Below are 18,495 nucleotides of genomic sequence, written 5' to 3'. Positions count from 1 at the left end.
ACGAGGCCGCTCCTACAAGGGGGCCGTGTCGATCTTTAGAGAGGTTGCATCATGCACCAATGGATCAACGCCCTCGCCGACCACCAGGCCCGTGGCGAAGCCTGCGTACTGGTGACCATCATCGAGGAACGCGGCTCGACCCCGCGCAATGCCGGCTCGAAGATGGTGGTCAGCGCCAGCGGCCTGTTCGACACCATCGGCGGTGGCCACCTGGAATACAAGGCCCTGCACATCGCCCGGCAAATGCTTGAAGCACAACGCACCACGCCGCACCTGGAACGCTTCAGCCTCGGCGCCAGCCTGGGCCAGTGCTGCGGCGGCGTCACCGTGCTGCTGTTCGAACCCATGGCTGCCGTGCAGGCGCACATCGCCGTGTTCGGCGCGGGCCATGTCGGCCGCGCTCTGGTACCCTTGCTCGCCGCCCTGCCCTGCCGGGTGCGCTGGGTCGACTCGCGTGAACAGGAATTCCCCGAATTCATCCCCAACGGGGTGACCAAGGTGGTCAGTGAAGAGCCGGTCGACGAAGTGGCACAGCTGCCACCAGGTTGCTACTGCATCGTCATGACCCACAACCATCAGCTCGACTTGGAACTGACCGCCGCCATTCTCAAGCGCAACGACTTCACCTGGTTCGGCCTGATTGGCTCGAAGACCAAACGGGTCAAGTTCGAGCACCGCCTGCGCGAGCGGGGCTACGACGACGCGCTGCTGGCGCGCATGCGCTGCCCGATGGGCCTGGCCGAGGTCAAGGGCAAGCTGCCCATCGAGATCGCGGTGTCCATTGCCGGCGAAATCATCGCCACCTACAACGCCTGCTTTGGCCAGCACGACGCTGCCGCCAATGCCGGCCCCATTGCCCAGTTGCTGCCGCCCTCCCGGCGCAGCCAAGCCCTTTGACGAGTGAGTTATGACCGTTACCCGCAAAGCCTACCGTGCCGCCATCCTGCACAGCATCGCTGACCCGGCCGAGGTGGGCCTGGAGGCATCCCATGAATACTACGAAGACGGCCTGCTGGTCGTCGACGATGGCCGCATCAGCGCCGTTGGCCACGCCAGCGAGCTACTGCCAACCCTGGCCGCCGACTTTCCGGTCGAGCACTACCAGGACGCACTGATCACCCCGGGTTTCATCGATACCCACATCCACTTCCCGCAAACCGGCATGATCGGTTCCTACGGCGAGCAGTTGCTGGACTGGCTGAACACCTACACCTTCCCGTGCGAAAAGCAGTTTGCCGACAAGGCCCACGCCGACCAGGTGGCGAAGATCTTCCTCAAGGAACTGCTGCGCAACGGCACCACCACCGCATTGGTATTCGGCAGCGTGCACCCGGAATCGGTGAATGCCCTGTTCGAAGAGGCCGAGCGCCTGGACCTGCGGCTGATCGCCGGCAAGGTGATGATGGACCGCAACGCCCCGGACTACCTGACCGACACTGCCGAGTCCGGTTATGCCGAAAGCAAGGCGCTGATCGAACGCTGGCACGGCAAGGGCCGCCTGCACTACGCCGTCACCCCGCGGTTCGCACCGACCAGCACGCCTGAACAGTTGACCCTGGCCGGCCAGTTGCTCAAGGAGCACCCGGGCGTGTACATGCACACGCACCTGTCGGAAAACCTCAAGGAAATCGACTGGGTCAAGTCGCTGTTCCCTGAGCAGAAGGGTTACCTGGACGTCTATGACCACTTCGAGCTGCTGGGCGAGCGCTCGGTATTCGCCCACGGCGTGCACCTGTGCGACGACGAGTGCCAGCGCTTGGCCGAAACTGGCTCGGCCGTGGCCTTCTGCCCCACCTCCAACCTGTTCCTCGGCAGCGGCCTGTTCAACCTGCCGCAAGCCGAGCGCTTCAAGGTCAATGTGGGCCTGGGCACCGACGTCGGCGCCGGGACCAGCTTCTCGCTGCTCAACACCCTGAACGAGGCGTACAAGGTGATGCAGCTGCAAGGCGCGCGCCTGCACCCGTTCAAGTCACTGTACCTGGCCACCCTCGGCGGCGCCCGTGCGCTGCGCCTGGACGACCGCATCGGCAGCCTGCGCCCCGGCAATGATGCCGACTTCGTAGTGCTGGACTACAAGGCCACGCCGCTACTGGACTACCGCATCCAGCAGTCCAACAGCATCGAAGAAACCCTGTTCGTGCTCACCACCCTGGGCGACGACCGTACCGTGCGTGAAACCTACGCTGCCGGGCGTTGCGTGCACCAACGCTAGCCGCCAAAGCCCTGGTAGGAGCGGCCTTGTGTCGCGATGGGCTGCAAAGCAGCCCCAGGGGTGAGCGTAAATGCACACCCCTGGGGCCAACCAGGCAAACGATCAGCCTTTGACGGAAACCTTGGGCTTTTTCAGCAAATGCGAGAACACCGCATGCAGGTCGTCCGAGGCGCTTTCCTCGTCCAGGTTGAGCTTGCTGTCGATGTGGTCCATGTGGTGCATCATCAGGCTCACCGCCTGCTGGGCGTCGCGCGCCTCGATGGCATCGATCAGTTGCATGTGTTCGTCATACGAGCAGTGCGAACGCGTGCCGCTTTCGTACTGGGCAATGATCAGCGAGGTCTGCGACACCAGGCTGCGCTGGAAGCTGACCAGCGGCGCATTGCCCGCTGCCTCGGCCAACTTGAGGTGAAACTCGCCGGACAGGCGGATACCGGCACCACGGTCGCCGCGCGAGAAGCTGTCACGCTCCTCACGCACCATCTGCCGCAGCTCGTTCAGTTGCTCGGCGGTAGCATGCTGCACGGCCAGTTCGGTAATGGCCCGTTCTACCATGCGCCGCGAGAAGAACACCTGGCGCGCCTCTTCAACGGTCGGGCTGGCCACCACGGCACCGCGGTTGGGCCGCAGCAAGACCACGCTCTCGTGAGCCAGCCGCGACAGGGCGCGGCGGATGATGGTGCGGCTGACGCCGAAGATTTCGCCCAGCGCTTCCTCGCTCAACTTGGTGCCCGGGGCCAGCCGCTGTTCAAGAATCGCCTCGAAAATATGCGCGTAGACGATGTCGTCCTGGGTACCGCTGCGGCCGGCCTTGCCGACCCGTGCAGGTTTCTTCAGAGGTTGCAGCTGTTCGTTCATGGGCTCTCGAGGCACGAAGAGAAAGTATGGCGCCATTGTACACAGGCTGAGGCGATTCCGCAGGGGGCGTTTTCGCTATATAGCCGTTGTACGACGCATTGCGCACACAAAACATAAAACATTATTTGCATTCTTTGTACACAAAAGCATAATCCATCGAGCAACTTCTTGACCCATAAGTCAACAAAACGGTCGGACGTCTGCCTCACCTCGCGGGGTCACCAAGTGCATGGCGCAGGAACTGGCCCCCACAACAACAAGAAAGACTTGAGGAGTACACGCTGTGGAAAGCCGCAAATCCGAAGCCCCTACGCTGGATCTTGCCCCGCCGCTCGAAACGAGTTGGCTGGAGCGGATTTTCAAACTCAAGCAACACGGCAGCACTGTCAGAACCGAACTGATCGCCGGGGTGACCACCTTCATCACCATGGCCTACATCATCTTCGTCAACCCCAACATCATGGCCGACGCCGGCATCGACCATGGCGCCGCCTTCGTCGCCACCTGCATCGCCGCGGCGCTGGGTTGCCTGCTGATGGGCCTGTACGCCAACTGGCCGGTGGGCCTGGCGCCGGGCATGGGGCTCAACGCCTTCTTCACCTACACCGTGGTCGGCACCATGGGTTACAACTGGGAAACCGCGCTGGGGGCCGTTTTCGTTTCGGGCGTGCTGTTCATGTTCCTGACCTTGTCGAAAGTGCGCGAATGGCTGCTCAACAGCATCCCGGTGAGCCTGCGCCATGCCATGGGGGCCGGCGTCGGATTGTTTCTCGGGCTGATCGGCCTGAAAACTGCCGGCATCATCGTCGACAGCCCCGCCACCCTGATCAAGCTGGGCTCGTTGCATGAGCCAGGGCCACTGCTGGCGGCGGTGTGCTTCCTGCTGATCGCCATCCTCAGCTACAAGCGCGTGTTCGGCGCGATCCTGATCAGCATCATCGGCGTGACCCTGGCCGGCTGGGGTCTGGGCCTGGTGAAATTTGGCGGGGTGATGTCGATGCCCCCGAGCCTGGCACCGACCTGGATGGCGATGGACGTGGCGGGCGTGTTCAACGTCAGCATGATCAGCGTGGTGCTGGCGTTCCTGTTCGTGCACATGTTCGATACGGCCGGCACGCTGATGGGTGTGGCCCAGCGGGCGAATCTGGTAGCACCGGACGGGCGTATCGAGAACCTGTCGCGGGCGTTGAAGGCCGACAGTGCATCGAGTGTGTTCGGTGCGGTGGTGGGTGTACCGCCGGTGACCAGCTATGTGGAAAGTGCTGCCGGGGTTGCGGCAGGTGGCCGCACCGGCCTGACGGCGGTGGTGGTCGGTTTGCTGTTCGTCGCGGCAATGTTCTTCGCCCCGCTGGCCGGGATGATTCCGGCTTACGCCACAGCAGGTGCGCTGATCTACGTGGCCATGCTGATGATGGGCAGCATGGCGCACATCCATTGGGACGAGGCTACCGACAGCATTCCGGCGATCGTCACGGTGATCATGATGCCGTTGACCTTCTCGGTCGCCGATGGCATCGCCCTGGGCTTCATCAGCTATGTGGCATTGAAGGCAGGTACCGGCAAGTACAAGGAAATCTCCGCCAGCCTGTGGGTGCTGTGCGCGATCTTCATTGCCAAGTTCGTGTTCCTCTGAACCTCCCCGTACCCACCAAGGGCGCCTCGGCGCCCTTTCTTCGTTGCTGCAGGCTGTGCCGGCCTTTGCGCGGATAAAGGTCGGCACAGCCAGTACAAAAACACCAGACGAAAAAAAGCCCGCCAGTGTGAGAGCGGGCCAAAGGACCTACGAAGATTCTTCTAGCGACCAACTAGCTTCCACGGTAGGTCGAATAGCTGTACGGCGAAATCAACAGCGGCACGTGGTAGTGCTCCTGCTGCTCGTCGATGCCAAAGCGCAGCACCACAACATCCAGGAACGCCTGGGCCGGCAGTTGCACACCGCGGGCGCGGTAGTAGTCGCCTGCGCTGAACTGCAGCTGGTAGACGCCAGTGCGGTAGTCGTCGCCTTGCAACAGCGGCGCGTCGACGCGGCCATCGCTGTTGGTCAGGGCGGTGTTCACCAGCTCCAGTTGCTGGCCTTCGACACGGTACAGCTCGACCTTGATCGAGCTGCCCGGGCAGCCATGCGCGGCATCCAGTACGTGTGTGGTCAAACGTCCCATTGCGTGTCGCCTCTTGTTCAATCTGTGGGCAAGAAATACTCGCCAGCGCACCCAAACAAGGCCTGCGGCAGGCGCGAATGACGCTATTAAGACATTCCACGGCAAAATTGTACACAATTTTTTGAACCCAGCCGTCGCACCCCACCGCACCTTGCCCACAAACGACCCAGCAGTCGCGAATACAGGCGGGATAACGACGCCCACTTCATTAGCTGACCAATCAGGCAGGTTTCTTGCACTGTATTTCTTGTTGGCAGTGAAGCGACAAAAGGGCAGAAATGCGGAAAAACAGGCTTACAAAAGATTTCATAAGTTGTATACAATCAGCCCATCCGGTGGTGCGACATCCCGACGCGGCCCGCCCACCCCCCCGCACCAACGCACAAGAAGGAAGACTGCAGTGAGCGCTGACTATCCTCGCGACCTGATCGGTTACGGCAACAACCCTCCTCACCCGCAATGGCCGGGCAACGCTCGCATCGCGCTGTCTTTCGTGCTCAATTACGAGGAAGGTGGCGAACGCAACATCCTGCACGGCGACAAGGAGTCCGAAGCGTTCCTCTCCGAAATGGTTGCTGCCCAGCCGCTGCAAGGCCAGCGCAACATGAGCATGGAGTCGCTGTATGAATACGGCAGCCGTGCCGGTGTATGGCGCCTGCTCAAGCTGTTCAAGGACAGCGGCGTCCCGCTCACCATCTTTGCCGTGGCCATGGCCGCCCAGCGCCACCCCGACGTGATCCGCGCCATGGCCGAAGCTGGCCACGAGATCTGCAGCCACGGCTACCGCTGGATCGACCACCAGTACATGGATGAGGCCCAGGAGCGCGAGCACATGCTCGAAGCCATCCGCATCCTCACCGAAATCACCGGTGAACGCCCAGTGGGCTGGTACACCGGCCGCACCGGCCCGAACACCCGCCGCCTGGTGATGGAGGAAGGTGGCTTCCTCTACGACAGCGACACCTACGACGACGACCTGCCCTACTGGGAGCCGAACAACCCGACCGGCAAGCCGCACCTGGTGATCCCCTATACCCTGGACACCAACGACATGCGCTTCACCCAAGTGCAGGGTTTCAACTGTGGCGAGCAGTTCTTCCAGTACCTGAAAGACGCGTTCGACGTGCTTTATGCCGAAGGCGCCGAAGCGCCGAAGATGCTCTCCATCGGCCTGCACTGCCGCCTGGTCGGCCGCCCGGCGCGCCTGGCTGCGCTCAAGCGCTTCATCGACTACGCCAAGAGCCACGAGCAGGTCTGGTTCGCCCGTCGCGTGGACATCGCCCGCCACTGGCACACCACCCACCCGTACAAGAAAGAGAACGCCTGATGACCGCCTTCAAGACCCTCAAGCCCTCCGCCCTGGACCGCGACGCCTTCGTCGAGGTATTCGCCGACATCTACGAGCACTCGCCGTGGGTCGCCGAAAAAGCCTATGACGTGGGCCAACTGGGTGAACTGGACGAAGTCGAGGCGCTGCACCAGCGCATGAGCGATATCCTGCTCAGCGCCAGTCACACTGACCAGCTGGCACTGATCAATGCTCACCCGGACCTGGCCGGCAAGGCCGCCATCCAGGGCGAGCTCACCGCATCGAGCACCAACGAACAGGCCGGCGCCGGTATCCACCAGTGCACCGCCGAAGAGTTCGCCCGTTTCACCGAGCTGAACGATGCCTACAAGGCCAAGTTCCAGTTCCCGTTCATCATGGCGGTAAAAGGCAGCAACCGGCACCAGATACTCGCCGCGTTCGAAAAGCGCATCCACAACGACAGCGAGGCCGAATTCAAGGAAGCCTTGGCGCAGATCAACCTGATCGCCCTGTTCCGCCTGCTGCAGCTGTAAGCGGCAGCCGACCCCCATTCAGTACAACGAACATAAAAGAGAGACCCGCATGCGCACCCTGATGATCGAGCCCCTGACCAAAGAAGCCTTCGCTCCCTTCGGCGACGTGATCGAAACCGACGGCAGCGACCACTTCATGATCAACAACGGCTCGACCATGCGCTTTCACAAGCTCGCCACGGTCGAGACCGCCGAGCCTGAAGACAAGGCGATCATCAGCATCTTCCGCGCCGATGCGCTGGACATGCCGCTGACCGTACGCATGCTTGAACGCCATCCGCTGGGCAGCCAGGCTTTCATCCCGCTGCTCGGCAACCCCTTTCTGATCGTGGTCGCGCCCATTGGCGATGCACCTGTATCAGGCTTGGTCCGTGCCTTCCGCAGTAATGGCAGGCAGGGCGTTAATTACCATCGCGGCGTCTGGCACCACCCGGTGCTGACGATCGAAAAGCGGGATGACTTCCTGGTGGTTGATCGCAGCGGTTCTGGCAACAACTGCGATGAGCATTACTTCACCGAGGAACAGATGCTGATCCTCAATCCCCACCAATAAGAAAAGGTCGGTCATCGTTCTCGGTGATCGGCAGAGGTACATACTGTGGAAGCACACCTTCACGAATGGCTGAACCTGAGCATTCGCTGGGTTCACATGATCACCGGCGTAGCCTGGATCGGTGCATCGTTCTACTTCGTCTGGCTGGAGAACCACCTGAACCGAAGCAACCCGCGCGATGGGTTGTCGGGTGATCTCTGGGCGATTCACGGCGGTGGTATCTACCACCTGGAGAAATACAAGCTCGCCCCCCCGAAAATGCCCGAGAACTTGCACTGGTTCAAATGGGAAGCCTACTTCACCTGGATGTCCGGTATCGCCCTGCTGTGCGTGGTGTTCTACTGGAACCCGACGCTGTACCTGCTGGCCCCTGGCAGTACCCTCAGCGGTGCCGAAGGCGTAGCCATCGGTATCGGCTCGCTGGTCGCCGGCTGGTTCATCTACGACTTCCTGTGCGACTCGCCGCTGGGCAAGAAGCCGGCGTTGCTCGGTGCCGTGCTGTTCGTGCTGATCATCGCCGCCTGCTGGGGCTTCAGCCTGGTGTTCAGCGGCCGCGGTGCCTACCTGCACACCGGCGCGATCATCGGCACCATCATGGTCGGCAACGTGTTCCGCATCATCATGCCGGCCCAGCGCCAGCTGGTGGCCGCGATCGAGAACAACCAGACGCCCGACCCGGTACTGCCGGCCAAAGGCCTGTTGCGCTCGCGTCACAACAACTACTTCACCCTGCCGGTGCTGTTCATCATGATCAGCAACCACTTCCCGAGCACCTACGGTAGCCAGTACAACTGGCTGATCCTGGCCGGTATCGCGGTAGCTGCGGTGCTGATCCGCCACTACTTCAACACCCGCCACGACAGCAACAAGTACGCCTGGACCTTGCCTGTCGGTGCCCTGGCAATGATTTGCCTGGCCTACGTCACCGGCCCCAAACCGATGGCAGTGAGCCCTGAGCAGGCCGCCGCGAAGATCGAGTACCAGCCTCTGCCGGCTACTGCTGTGGGTGGCAAGACCGCTGCCGAGCAACGCGCCGAGGACGCCGCCAAGGCCGCCGCAGCGCCTGCCGAAGCCCCGGCCCAGGCTACGGCCCAGGCCGGTGCTGGCGACTTCGACAAGATCCACAATGTCATCCAGGAACGCTGCACCGTGTGCCATTCGGCCAAGCCGACCAGCCCACTGTTCAGCGCCGCACCTGCCGGCGTGATGTTCGACACCCCGCAGCAGATCCAGGCCCAGGCCGCGCGCATTCAGGCGCAGGCAGTGGCCAGCCAGATCATGCCGCTGGGCAACATCACCCAGATGACCACCGAGGAGCGCAAGCTGGTCGGTGACTGGATCGCCAAGGGCGCCCAGGTCAACTGATCGAGCCACAAGCGTCAAGCTGCAAGCCTCAAGCTGTACGTAGTAGGAAGCAAGCATCGAGTGCCAGGCTCCAGTGCGGATACCAAGCTTTTTCTTGAAGCTTGCCGCTTGGAGCTTGGCACTTGGATCCGAGAATAAAAACAAAACTCGAGGTGCTGCATGTCCGAGTCCCGCAAGGCGTACATACCCGTTGCGCCACCGCGCGAACCCTTGCCCCTGTTCCAACTGTTCCTGGTTGGCCTGCAACACGTTTTGCTGATGTACGGTGGCGCCATCGCTGTGCCGCTGATCATTGGCCAGGCCGCCGGGCTTTCCCGTGAAGAAGTCGCTTTCCTGATCAACGCCGACCTGCTGGTCGCTGGCGTCGCCACCATCATCCAGTCGTTCGGTATCGGCCCGGTGGGCATCCGCATGCCGGTGATGATGGGTGCCAGTTTCGCAGCCGTGGGCAGCATGGTGGCCATGGCCGGCATGCCCGGTGTAGGCCTGCAGGGGATCTTCGGCGCGACCATCGCCGCCGGCTTCTTCGGCATGCTGATCGCACCGTTCATGTCCAAGGTCGTGCGCTTCTTCCCACCGCTGGTCACCGGAACGGTGATCACCTCGATTGGCCTGTCGCTGTTCCCGGTAGCGGTCAACTGGGCCGGTGGCGGCCAGGATGCCAGTACGTTCGGCTCGCCGATCTACCTGCTGGTGGCCGGCCTGGTGCTGGCCGTGATCCTGCTGATCAACCGCTTCATGCGCGGCTTCTGGGTCAACGTGTCGGTGCTGGTTGGCATGGGCCTGGGCTACGTGCTGGCCGGCACCATCGGCATGGTCGATCTGTCAGGCCTGAGTGAAGCGCCGTGGTTGCAGGTGGTGACGCCCCTGCACTTCGGCATGCCGACCTTCAGCCTGGCACCGATCCTGTCCATGTGCCTGGTGGTGGTGATCATCTTCGTCGAGTCCACGGGCATGTTCCTTGCCCTGGGCAAGGTGACCGACCGCGAAGTCACCCCAGGCATGCTCCGCCGCGGCCTGCTGTGCGATGCCGGGGCGTCGTTCATCGCCGGCTTTTTCAACACCTTCACCCACTCGTCGTTCGCCCAGAACATCGGCCTGGTGCAGATGACCGGGGTCCGCTGCCGCTTTGTCACCATCGTGGCCGGCGCACTGCTGATTCTGCTCAGCCTGCTGCCCAAGGCAGCGTTCCTGATCGCCTCGATCCCGCCCGCGGTACTGGGTGGGGCGTCGATCGCCATGTTCGGCATGGTGACCGCTACCGGGATCAAGATCCTCCAGGAAGCCGACATCGGCGACCGCCGCAACCAGTTGCTGGTTGCGGTAAGCGTGGGCTTCGGCTTGATCCCCGTGGTGCGCCCGGAGTTCTTCGCGCAGATGCCGCAGTGGATGGAGCCCATCACCCACAGTGGCATCGCCATGGCCACGGTCAGCGCCCTGGTGCTGAACGTGCTGTTCAACATTCTGGGCGGTGCCGACCGCGCGGTGCACAACGACGCCTGTCACCAGCACTGAGGCAAAACCCCTTCGAGTGAACGGGAGCGGCCTGTAGCCGCTCCGGTCTCGAACCGTCGTAGACGCTATACCGTCGGCCCGCCGGAATGGGCCGCCCGGGGCACCTGCACGCCAAAAAAACCCAAAAAAAACAATAAGTCCGGGAAGCACAACATGAAACGCATCACCACGTCCCTCTTGCTGGGCAGCAGCTTGCTGGCCACCGTTCCTGCCCACGCGGGCGAATGGCTGCAATGGCACGGCGAAAGCCTGACCTACCTGTACGGCAAGGACTTCAAGGTCAACCCCAGCATCCAGCAGACGGTTACCTTCGAGCACGCCAACAAATGGAAGTACGGCGACACCTTCATGTTCGTCGACAAGATTTTCTACAACGGCAAAGCAGACGCCAGCAAGGGCGTGACCACCTACTACGGTGAGTTCAGCCCACGCCTGTCATTCGGCAAGATCTTCGACCGGAAACTGGCATTCGGCCCGGTCAAGGATGTGTTGCTGGCCATGACTTATGAACGTGGCGAAGGCGACAACGAGGCCTACCTAATCGGCCCCGGCTTCGACCTGGCCATCCCGGGCTTCAACTACTTCACCCTTAACTTCTATGTGCGCAACACCGAGGGCAGCCGCCCCGGGGACAATGTGTGGCAGATCACCCCGGCCTGGTCGTACACCCTGCCGGTGGGCAAGTCCGACATCCTGATAGATGGTTACATGGACTGGGTGACCGACAACGACCAGACCCGCCGTGGCACCTACCACGCCAACCTGCACTTCAACCCGCAGGTCAAATATGACCTGGGCAAGGCCCTGAACCTGGGGGCAAAGCAGCTTTATGTGGGCTTCGAGTACAGCTACTGGAAGGACAAGTACGGCATCGACAGCCGCGGCAGCCTGGACAGCAACCAGAGCGTGGCGAGCGCGCTGATCAAGGTACACTTCTAAGAAGTTGACCGAACGCACAAGTTTGATTCACAGCGCTCCAGGACGGAGCACTTGAGGCGCGGCGCGCAAGCCAGTAATCTGCGCGCCCCCTCGATCAGGGCAGAACGGATTCTGCCTGCGTTTACTGACCGCTCAGTCAATGAATACGGGCGGTTGGCGAACGTGTTGCCAGCCTGAAAGACCCTTTTCATCCGTTCAGAACGAAGTCGAGCAGGAAGGTTTTGCCAACCCGGAAAAGTTGGCCCAACCCTTGCCAAACAGCTGTGGCCTATCGAAAAAAGCTGACTCAAAAGACAAAAAGCGCCAACAACGAGCGCAGACAACAGATCAAACAAGGGAGCGACACTCGCAATGCGTACCATCAACAGCCTGATCCTTGCTGGCGGCCTGCTGGCCTGCGGCACCACCTTCGGCGGTGACTTGCTGCAATGGCAGAACAACAGCCTGACCTACCTGTGGGGCAAGAACTTCAAGGTCAACCCGCCAACCCAGCAAACCGTGACCTTCGAACATGCCGATGGCTGGAAGTACGGCGACAACTTCATCTTTGTCGACAAGATCTTCTACCAAGGCCAGAAGGACGAGGGCAACGGCCCGAACACCTACTATGGCGAGATCAGCCCACGCCTGTCGTTTGGCAAGATCTTCGACCAGAAGCTGGAGTTCGGCCCGGTCAAGGACGTGCTGCTGGCCATGACCTACGAGTTTGGCGAGGGTGATACCGAGTCGTACCTGATCGGCCCGGGCTTCGACCTGGCCATCCCTGGTTTCGACTACTTCCAGCTGAACTTCTACAACCGCACCACCGACGGCAGCCGTGCCGGCGACAATGTGTGGCAGATCACGCCGGTGTGGTCGTACACCATCCCGGTGGGGGATTCCGACGTACTGATCGACGGCTTCATGGACTGGGTGGTCGACAACGACCAGAACCGCCGTGGCACCTACCACGCCAACCTGCACTTCAACCCGCAGATCAAGTACGACCTGGGCAAGGCGCTGCACTTTGGCGAGAAGCAGTTGTACGTGGGTGTGGAGTATGACTACTGGAAGAACAAGTACGGCATCAAGGACAGCGATGCCTTCACCACCGACCAGAACACCATGAGCTTCCTGGTCAAGGTGCACTTCTGACCTGAGCCCTCGGGGCCGCGCTGCGGCCCATTCGCGGCCACGCCCGCTCCCACAGGGTCCGCGCTCGGCCCATGGCAGATACTGTACCTGTGGGAGCGGGCGTGCCCGCGAACCGGGGCAACGCCCCGGCCAGGCCGCTCAGTTGGCCGGCCGCACGCGGCGCCACAGCTTCTCGGCCACCGTCACTACCGCCAGCACCACGGCACCGGCGATCACCCCGGCCACGCCATTGAGCAACGCCACGGTAAGCCCACCACCGCGCCCCTCGCTGAACGCTTCGACCGCGTGATGCAGCGGCGCGATGCCATGCACCAGAATCCCGCCACCCACCAGGAACATCGCCGCCGTGCCAACCACCGACAGGCCTTTCATCATGTAGGGTGCCGCGCGCAATATGCCATTGCCTACCGCCTGAGCCACGCCCGACGCCCGCTTGGTCATCCACAGCCCAAGGTCGTCCAGTTTGACGATGCCGCCCACCACCCCGTAAACGCCCAGGGTCATTACCACTGCGATGCCCGACAGCACGATCACCTGCTGTGGCAGCGGCGAGTCGGCGACGATGCCCAGGGTAATGGCGATGATTTCCGCCGACAGAATAATTTAACTACCCCTATCCTGCACAATACGGCGATTCACTGGGCCTAGCTGCCCAATGTAGGCTTGTGCATCGCCTGATTCTGCACAACACAAGCCCATTCCATCTAGAAAAAACACCCGACGGCGGTGGGGAAATCCCCGTCAGGGTCACCGCAATGGGAGATTTTCTGTAAATTGACGAAGGTGCTATACGACAGCCTGTGACATTCAATTTCTCTTGGCTGTCTCCACGCCCCACGAAAGCGCCCGCATCGCAACTGCAGCGACCATCCCAGCTAAAGCCCCAACCACACCATATGCTCCTATCTTCACAACAGGCGCCCATCCTTCAAAGGAGCTCGTGGTAGCTTCAATGAGGTGCTCGATTGGGTGAATACCTTCTGCCACAAAGGTGCCGCCAACAAGGAACATCGCGACAGTCCCAATCCACGACAGTGCCTTCATAAGAACTGGGGCTGACGCCACCAATACACCGCCAACTTTCCTCAAAACCGCTCCGGTGCCACCGTCAGATTTAGAATTGAGCAAAGCAAGACCAGCGTCATCCAACCTGACAATTCCCGCAACCAGCCCATACACGCCAACAGTCATAGCCAATGAAATTACAATCAGCGTCACAATCTGTTGTAGCAAAGGGGCAGACGACACAACATTCAAAGTTATAACTGTAATTTCCGCGCTCAATATAAAGTCCGTCCGGATAGCCCCCTTAACTTTACGCCTTTCGTAAGCTGCCAGCTCCTCCTTAGTTTTAGGCGCAGACTTGGCCTCGCTTGCACCGGACTCGTGACCACTTTGAAATAGCTTCTCCTTAATAGCTTCGAACCCTTCATAGCAAAGGTATACTCCTCCTGCCATTAGCAGCCACTTCACTGACCAAGGGAGGAACGCGCTAAGCAATAGCGCACAAGGCACCAAAATCGCCTTATTAAGGAGTGATCCTTTGAACACAGCCCAGACCACAGGGAGCTCACGATCTGCTTTGACGCCTGTAACTTGCTCAGCATTGACTGCTAAGTCGTCACTCAGCACGCTGGCCGACTTCTTGGCCGCGACCTTACTCATCAAAGAGATATCATCTAGCAGAGCCGCGATATCATCCAACAAAGCAAAAAAACTGCTGCCAGCCATTCCATTCACCCTTAGTAGATTCTTACAAACCCATCGTCCATAAGCGCCTGACCTCCCAGACTTGCTCGCAGGACTATCACGATGGCAAACAAGATGGCATACAGACCTGCTGGTGGCAAAACAGTTCTGCCTTGGCCACCCACCTTTCTTCGACGGCGGCCATCTCGCATCACCTGTTGCACTGAAATTCATAGCTGCCGAGCCCACCGGGTGGTAGCCTGCCGACAGCAAATGGCTGACGGGCTCCTTCATGTTTTTAAGACAAATCACTCAGTGGCTCTTCCCTGACAAACGGACACAGCGAGAGAAGGATCAGGAGCGAGAGTTCATTGAGGCAATTAACAACCTCAAGACTTTGTCGGTGAACGAACGCAGCATGTCAATCGACCCTGAAGAAATTCGCGATATCGTCATAGCCTCCCGCGAAAAACTGAAGCACTTGGTCAGTAAACAGCACAAAGTAACAACCGCACCAATTGCTAGCCCACTCGAAAACTTCCACCACAATCTTCATGACGGCCTAGATGCTATCCAACATGTAAGCTGGCGGCGATTAGCTGACGGTTCTTCAGTGCAGTATGTATGCCTGCAGTCCCTCACCACTGGCTTGTATTCAGTTGCGTTTGCGAGCTTATTCAGTGTTGATAGCGAGAACCTGCCACCCTGGCTTGACGCAAACATAAGTAAGCAAGTCGCTACTGCGCTGAAGACGTCCAAGCTTTACTGGTATGGAAACCTCAAGGAAGCAATGGATGCCTGGGATCGAGAGCTGTAGAGCTCGGCATGTTCAACAGATTTTGGCAGCTTGAAGCACGAATTTCAGGCATCATGCATTCCAAAAAAATCATTCATTTGATCGGTTGGATATCGCAGCAATGTGTGCTTCTAGATGCTGAACCTCAGCAGCCCACTCAAGCAAAAAATTCTTCCAGTCATTGGCGTAGAACCCTTCCACCAGTCGAGTTGATCCTGAGCTCGCTTGGAGAAAACGTTCACGCCAAGGCTGTTGAATGTCAGACTCACGGACTATTTCTTTGCCGGAGGAACTGCGTCGAGTAGGCACGCTGAGGCTAACAATATCAAGCGTCAGTGCTGGTTCAAATACAGCGTCGTTATGTTCCTCGATAGAAATGCGTTCGAGAATCGCCACCAAAGGAACTGCTTCAGGATGGCCAGGTTTAAGTGAAGCGAGCTTCCAGAGCGCTTGACGCCTTGTTAATTCTCGGGCGCGGACTTTTTCCTCACTCATCTCATTTTCCCTAGGCCATCAATGATACGTGTACAAGTAGTGCAGCGTACCACCAAGGCGAACCTCTGTCGTAGAGCGGGCCGCTCTTTGCGAGTCACGGCCCTGCATGCGTCCATCTCCCCGCATGACCGCACCTCCGCCTACGACGCCCACCAGCTTATCCCTAAACCACCTCCCCCCCGACGTCGCAGCATATCCGAGCCCGGATGCAACTTTTGAGTATGTTCTCTGCATACCGTTTATATGTGCTGGACAACCCCCACTTTCATCGTGCTAGCATTGGCAAATCGGTCAGCCTGGATCGAGCGGTCGGCGCGCATAGATAACTCACAGGTCATTCACCTGCATTTCGCAGTTCATCTGACATAAGTCCTTGCGGACAGCCGGCACCGCTTCGAACCATGGAGGATGACCATGCAAATTTCCCTGTTCGCTGCTGACTTCGTGTCGGGCAAAGGTATTTTACGGCTAGCTAGATGTCTTCAACGCGACTGGCCAGGCAACAAAAAAATTAAGCTTTCCGCTGCCCAAAATTTGATGAGCCGATGCCTTGGCTACGTAGACCTTCATGACGCCCGTAAGAGCATCGATAAAGATGATCTCCAGTTTGTATCATTAGAAGAAATCAAAGCGCAAAGCCTTCGCGTCATTGATGCTATGCTCAACAACACGTGCCCCGGTCAGAATATCGACTATGCGGCACTGAATGATCAGATCGAAAAATGGCCCTTTAAGCATCTTGCAATTTACAAGATACTTGACGCACCACCTCCCACCGAAGTATGCAAAAAAACCATTCAAAGTAAGGCTTTTGAGCTTACGACCCTATACATCAACAACTACGACAGCGTTATCTCTCGAGTCCAGAAAGCATTAGGGCATATTCCAGTTGAGACAACAAATTATTACATGAAGCACGCTATTGGGCATTGTCGGAACGACCTTAGCCCTAATCGAGTCGAAATCCCTATCGAAACCGGTGAGTGTCTGACATGTGGGCATAGCACCATCAGCACACCTCAGAAGCCGTAGCATTTCAGGCAAGTAAGCGCGCTCCGCTCAGCCTCGAGGCAGCTCGCCCGCCGAGCAGCAGCGCGCCCGAATGATCAGGGGGGAAACGGCCTCTTCCCTTCTGTTGCCGGGAGTGAACATGACAATAGTGGATGTGAAGCAGATCCTGCCCCTTGTCATCACCGCAGTCGAGCGTGCTGGGATTCTGTTAGCGCAGGAATATGTCCGACCGGACGGTCGACGCGGCTCAGGGAGCAAAGCAGATGTCGATGCTGAAATAGAACAGGTGCTGCGCTCGGAGCTTTTGAACATCTTGCCCTGCGACTTTTGGGGCGAGGAAACTGGCCATGTGCTCTCCGGTCATCGCTTCTGCTGGGTCGTCGATCCCAATGATGGAACCAGTGATTTCCTGAGAGGGCTGAAGGGATCAGCGCTGTCGATTGGCTTGCTAGAGGCGAAGGTGCCTGTACTTGGAGTAGTACACGCTCCGGTCACTCCGGAAGGAAAATCGGATTGCATCGCTTGGGCAAGGGGTATGGATCATTTGCTCCGAAATGGATTACCTGTGCGCCTGGATCTTTCCACTCAACAGCTTTCCAAATCTAGCCTGGTGATGGTCAGTACCTCAGCTGATAAAAAACCTCAAACCAATGCAGATTTATGTGCTCCTGGTGGTTTTCATCCGATGCCCTCCATTGCATACAGACTGGCCAGAGTGGCAACTGGGGAGGGGATCTGCGGAGTATCGCTTTACCCCGTTTCAGCTCACGACGTCGTAGCTGGTCATGCGCTGCTGATTGGTGCCAATGGTGTGCTCGTTGATGAGCATGGAGCTCAGATCAGCTACACGGACGAGGCAGAAATGCATCGAGTATCTAACCGGTGTTTTGGCGGAGCGCCTAGTGCTTGCGCTGAGCTTGCGGAGAGAGATTGGGAGAGAGTCTTCGCGGATGATTCTGGCTGATCATCAGTTCCATTTCGTGGCGTGTCCCGGGGGAGCGGCTGTCGTAAACCGAGCCCCTTCAGATCTCGGCCCGCTGGGCTTCCATCCTCACGCCTTCGCCATCCTGGCTGCGCGCTCCGCTTGCTTCTTGCCCGACATTACAACCCCGATAAGAATTGTCCTTCGTGCGAGCTTTGAACATGACCCAAAACATAACGTCCGTGCCCGTGCTTGAGATCGAACAATTCAGGGCTCGGTATCCACGACTATTTTCTGATCCTGGTGTGGATGACATCTACTGCAGCCCCGGATGGCGCGAGATCCTCTATGCCCTGTGCCACACGCTCCAAGCCCATCTGGATCGGCATCCAGAGGTGCCGCAGGTCGTGGTGGCCCAGGTGAAATCGAAGTTCGGTGAGCTGCATTTTTTCTACGACGGTGGCGACGCTTACTGCCAAGGTGCCGTGGCTGTAGCTGAGGAGCTGTCACTGAAGACGTGCGAGCAGTGTGGCGCGCCGGGGCAGCAAGTGAGCGGACGCTGGGTTCACACGCTCTGCCCACGACATGCTGGCAGCGGAAATCCAGGAGCTGCGTAGATGGTGACCGTCATCCCGATGAGCCAAGCCCGCAGGCGCCTGAGGCGAATCGTTGCACTTGTTGCCAAAGGCCACGTGTTTGTTGTGACCAAGAACGGCAAACCATTAGCGACGATAGAGGCGCCTGAGGAGTCAGAACAGCAAGCGGTGAAATCGGGACACTCGGACAGCTCGAAGCACCATGAGTAGGCATTTCCATGGCAGAAGTACATTTGTACTCCGCGCTAGGAACTCATACCTAGCAGGGCGGCGCACAGGAATACCTGCGAGCGAGTAGCACATTCAGCTCTTCGACTCCGCTTCGAATGAACGAAGGCTTCTGGGAAGGATGAACATGCAGATCAAAAAACCACAGCACCTCCAGGCATGTTGCCGCTGACCGAAAACT

19 protein-coding genes and 1 pseudogene are annotated in these 18,495 nt (G+C 59.3%); 15 read left to right on the top strand and 5 right to left on the bottom strand.

Annotated features, from left to right (window positions below; genetic code table 11):
- Positions 1–51 precede the first annotated feature (51 nt).
- Together xdhC and guaD are read left to right on the top strand one after the other, a co-directional pair.
- Entirely contained in the window at positions 52–897 is an 846-nt protein-coding gene (xdhC, locus tag B3361_RS10590) for a xanthine dehydrogenase accessory protein XdhC (RefSeq protein WP_054881413.1), read from the top strand.
- A gap of 10 nt (positions 898–907) precedes the next feature.
- Complete coding sequence (gene guaD, locus B3361_RS10585; protein WP_009683927.1) at positions 908–2,212, top strand: guanine deaminase; 1,305 nt, start codon at positions 908–910, stop codon at positions 2,210–2,212.
- Between the two features lie 102 nt (positions 2,213–2,314).
- On the opposite strand, the gene B3361_RS10580 is transcribed toward guaD, so the two are convergent.
- Complete coding sequence (locus B3361_RS10580; RefSeq protein ID WP_054890194.1) at positions 2,315–3,070, bottom strand: GntR family transcriptional regulator; 756 nt, start codon at positions 3,068–3,070, stop codon at positions 2,315–2,317.
- A 283-nt stretch (positions 3,071–3,353) separates the two neighbouring features.
- Between B3361_RS10580 and B3361_RS10575 the strand changes: the two genes are divergently transcribed.
- On the top strand, positions 3,354–4,703 hold the full coding sequence (locus tag B3361_RS10575) for an NCS2 family permease (RefSeq protein WP_054881410.1): 1,350 nt from the start codon (positions 3,354–3,356) through the stop codon (positions 4,701–4,703).
- A 172-nt stretch (positions 4,704–4,875) separates the two neighbouring features.
- Here the strand turns inward: B3361_RS10575 and uraH are convergent, their stop codons facing one another.
- Positions 4,876–5,229: a hydroxyisourate hydrolase gene (uraH, locus tag B3361_RS10570; RefSeq protein ID WP_003259496.1), complete on the bottom strand. Its 354-nt coding sequence runs from the start codon at positions 5,227–5,229 to the stop codon at positions 4,876–4,878.
- Between the two features lie 400 nt (positions 5,230–5,629).
- Here uraH and puuE point away from each other — a divergent pair, with 400 nt between their 5' ends.
- The 7 genes from puuE (at position 5,630) to B3361_RS10535 (ending at position 12,577) form a co-directional block, all read left to right on the top strand.
- The gene (gene puuE / locus B3361_RS10565) at positions 5,630–6,556 is read left to right on the top strand and encodes an allantoinase PuuE (protein ID WP_054906250.1); all 927 of its coding nucleotides are present in this window, start codon (positions 5,630–5,632) and stop codon (positions 6,554–6,556) included.
- On the top strand, positions 6,556–7,071 hold the full coding sequence (gene uraD, locus B3361_RS10560) for a 2-oxo-4-hydroxy-4-carboxy-5-ureidoimidazoline decarboxylase (protein ID WP_054881408.1): 516 nt from the start codon (positions 6,556–6,558) through the stop codon (positions 7,069–7,071). Before puuE ends, uraD begins: the two co-directional genes overlap by 1 nt.
- Before the next feature lie 49 nt (positions 7,072–7,120).
- Positions 7,121–7,624: an ureidoglycolate lyase gene (locus tag B3361_RS10555; protein ID WP_009683933.1), complete on the top strand. Its 504-nt coding sequence runs from the start codon at positions 7,121–7,123 to the stop codon at positions 7,622–7,624.
- 45 nt (positions 7,625–7,669) lie between these two features.
- Complete coding sequence (locus tag B3361_RS10550) at positions 7,670–8,989, top strand: urate hydroxylase PuuD (RefSeq protein WP_054881407.1); 1,320 nt, start codon at positions 7,670–7,672, stop codon at positions 8,987–8,989.
- A gap of 159 nt (positions 8,990–9,148) precedes the next feature.
- The gene (locus tag B3361_RS10545; RefSeq protein ID WP_009683936.1) at positions 9,149–10,504 is read left to right on the top strand and encodes a nucleobase:cation symporter-2 family protein; all 1,356 of its coding nucleotides are present in this window, start codon (positions 9,149–9,151) and stop codon (positions 10,502–10,504) included.
- 153 nt (positions 10,505–10,657) lie between these two features.
- Positions 10,658–11,443 (top strand): outer membrane protein OmpK, encoded by a 786-nt coding sequence (locus B3361_RS10540; RefSeq protein ID WP_054881405.1) that lies wholly within the window; start codon positions 10,658–10,660, stop codon positions 11,441–11,443.
- A 351-nt stretch (positions 11,444–11,794) separates the two neighbouring features.
- Complete coding sequence (locus B3361_RS10535; RefSeq protein ID WP_009683938.1) at positions 11,795–12,577, top strand: outer membrane protein OmpK; 783 nt, start codon at positions 11,795–11,797, stop codon at positions 12,575–12,577.
- A gap of 138 nt (positions 12,578–12,715) precedes the next feature.
- Here B3361_RS10535 and B3361_RS10530 read toward each other — a convergent pair.
- Positions 12,716–13,177: pseudogene (locus B3361_RS10530) on the bottom strand (DUF808 family protein); the annotation flags it as partial.
- A gap of 207 nt (positions 13,178–13,384) precedes the next feature.
- A complete protein-coding gene (locus B3361_RS10525; RefSeq protein ID WP_154211915.1) occupies positions 13,385–14,308 on the bottom strand; it encodes a DUF808 domain-containing protein in 924 nt (307 codons plus the stop codon).
- Positions 14,309–14,684: 376 nt separating this feature from the next.
- Between B3361_RS10525 and B3361_RS10520 the strand changes: the two genes are divergently transcribed.
- Positions 14,685–15,083, top strand: a complete 399-nt coding sequence (locus tag B3361_RS10520) for a hypothetical protein (protein ID WP_238784018.1) — start codon at positions 14,685–14,687, stop codon at positions 15,081–15,083.
- A gap of 69 nt (positions 15,084–15,152) precedes the next feature.
- Here the strand turns inward: B3361_RS10520 and B3361_RS10515 are convergent, their stop codons facing one another.
- A complete protein-coding gene (locus B3361_RS10515; protein ID WP_154211917.1) occupies positions 15,153–15,557 on the bottom strand; it encodes a hypothetical protein in 405 nt (134 codons plus the stop codon).
- 414 nt (positions 15,558–15,971) lie between these two features.
- On the opposite strand from B3361_RS10515, the gene B3361_RS10510 reads away from it, so the two are divergent.
- From B3361_RS10510 to B3361_RS10495, 4 genes are all read left to right on the top strand, one after another.
- Entirely contained in the window at positions 15,972–16,589 is a 618-nt protein-coding gene (locus tag B3361_RS10510) for a hypothetical protein (RefSeq protein ID WP_154211918.1), read from the top strand.
- 118 nt (positions 16,590–16,707) lie between these two features.
- Positions 16,708–17,532 carry an inositol monophosphatase family protein gene (locus B3361_RS10505; RefSeq protein WP_154211919.1) on the top strand — a complete coding sequence of 275 codons (825 nt, stop codon included), beginning with the start codon at positions 16,708–16,710 and terminating at the stop codon, positions 17,530–17,532.
- 206 nt (positions 17,533–17,738) lie between these two features.
- Positions 17,739–18,107: a hypothetical protein gene (locus tag B3361_RS10500; protein ID WP_247722131.1), complete on the top strand. Its 369-nt coding sequence runs from the start codon at positions 17,739–17,741 to the stop codon at positions 18,105–18,107.
- Entirely contained in the window at positions 18,108–18,296 is a 189-nt protein-coding gene (locus B3361_RS10495; protein WP_104886436.1) for a type II toxin-antitoxin system Phd/YefM family antitoxin, read from the top strand. It abuts the gene before it with no gap.
- The last annotated feature ends 199 nt before the right edge of the window (positions 18,297–18,495 follow it).

Source organism: Pseudomonas sp. UBA6699 (genome assembly GCF_002454615.1).
Lineage (GTDB): Bacteria > Pseudomonadota > Gammaproteobacteria > Pseudomonadales > Pseudomonadaceae > Aquipseudomonas > Aquipseudomonas juntendi.
Note: the sequence above shows the minus strand (reverse complement) of the source record. Positions and strands in the feature narration are given on the sequence as shown.

Coding starts and splice junctions, on each gene's coding strand:
- B3361_RS10580 (WP_054890194.1), bottom strand. CDS start 3,070: ATGAACGAACAGCTGCAACCTCTGAAGAAACCTGCACGGGTCGGCAAG.
- B3361_RS10525 (WP_154211915.1), bottom strand. CDS start 14,308: ATGGCTGGCAGCAGTTTTTTTGCTTTGTTGGATGATATCGCGGCTCTG.
- B3361_RS10520 (WP_238784018.1), top strand. CDS start 14,685: ATGTCAATCGACCCTGAAGAAATTCGCGATATCGTCATAGCCTCCCGC.
- B3361_RS10545 (WP_009683936.1), top strand. CDS start 9,149: ATGTCCGAGTCCCGCAAGGCGTACATACCCGTTGCGCCACCGCGCGAA.
- B3361_RS10495 (WP_104886436.1), top strand. CDS start 18,108: ATGGTGACCGTCATCCCGATGAGCCAAGCCCGCAGGCGCCTGAGGCGA.
- uraH (WP_003259496.1), bottom strand. CDS start 5,229: ATGGGACGTTTGACCACACACGTACTGGATGCCGCGCATGGCTGCCCG.
- B3361_RS10515 (WP_154211917.1), bottom strand. CDS start 15,557: ATGAGTGAGGAAAAAGTCCGCGCCCGAGAATTAACAAGGCGTCAAGCG.
- B3361_RS10535 (WP_009683938.1), top strand. CDS start 11,795: ATGCGTACCATCAACAGCCTGATCCTTGCTGGCGGCCTGCTGGCCTGC.
- B3361_RS10540 (WP_054881405.1), top strand. CDS start 10,658: ATGAAACGCATCACCACGTCCCTCTTGCTGGGCAGCAGCTTGCTGGCC.
- B3361_RS10505 (WP_154211919.1), top strand. CDS start 16,708: ATGACAATAGTGGATGTGAAGCAGATCCTGCCCCTTGTCATCACCGCA.
- B3361_RS10555 (WP_009683933.1), top strand. CDS start 7,121: ATGCGCACCCTGATGATCGAGCCCCTGACCAAAGAAGCCTTCGCTCCC.
- xdhC (WP_054881413.1), top strand. CDS start 52: ATGCACCAATGGATCAACGCCCTCGCCGACCACCAGGCCCGTGGCGAA.
- B3361_RS10510 (WP_154211918.1), top strand. CDS start 15,972: ATGCAAATTTCCCTGTTCGCTGCTGACTTCGTGTCGGGCAAAGGTATT.
- guaD (WP_009683927.1), top strand. CDS start 908: ATGACCGTTACCCGCAAAGCCTACCGTGCCGCCATCCTGCACAGCATC.
- uraD (WP_054881408.1), top strand. CDS start 6,556: ATGACCGCCTTCAAGACCCTCAAGCCCTCCGCCCTGGACCGCGACGCC.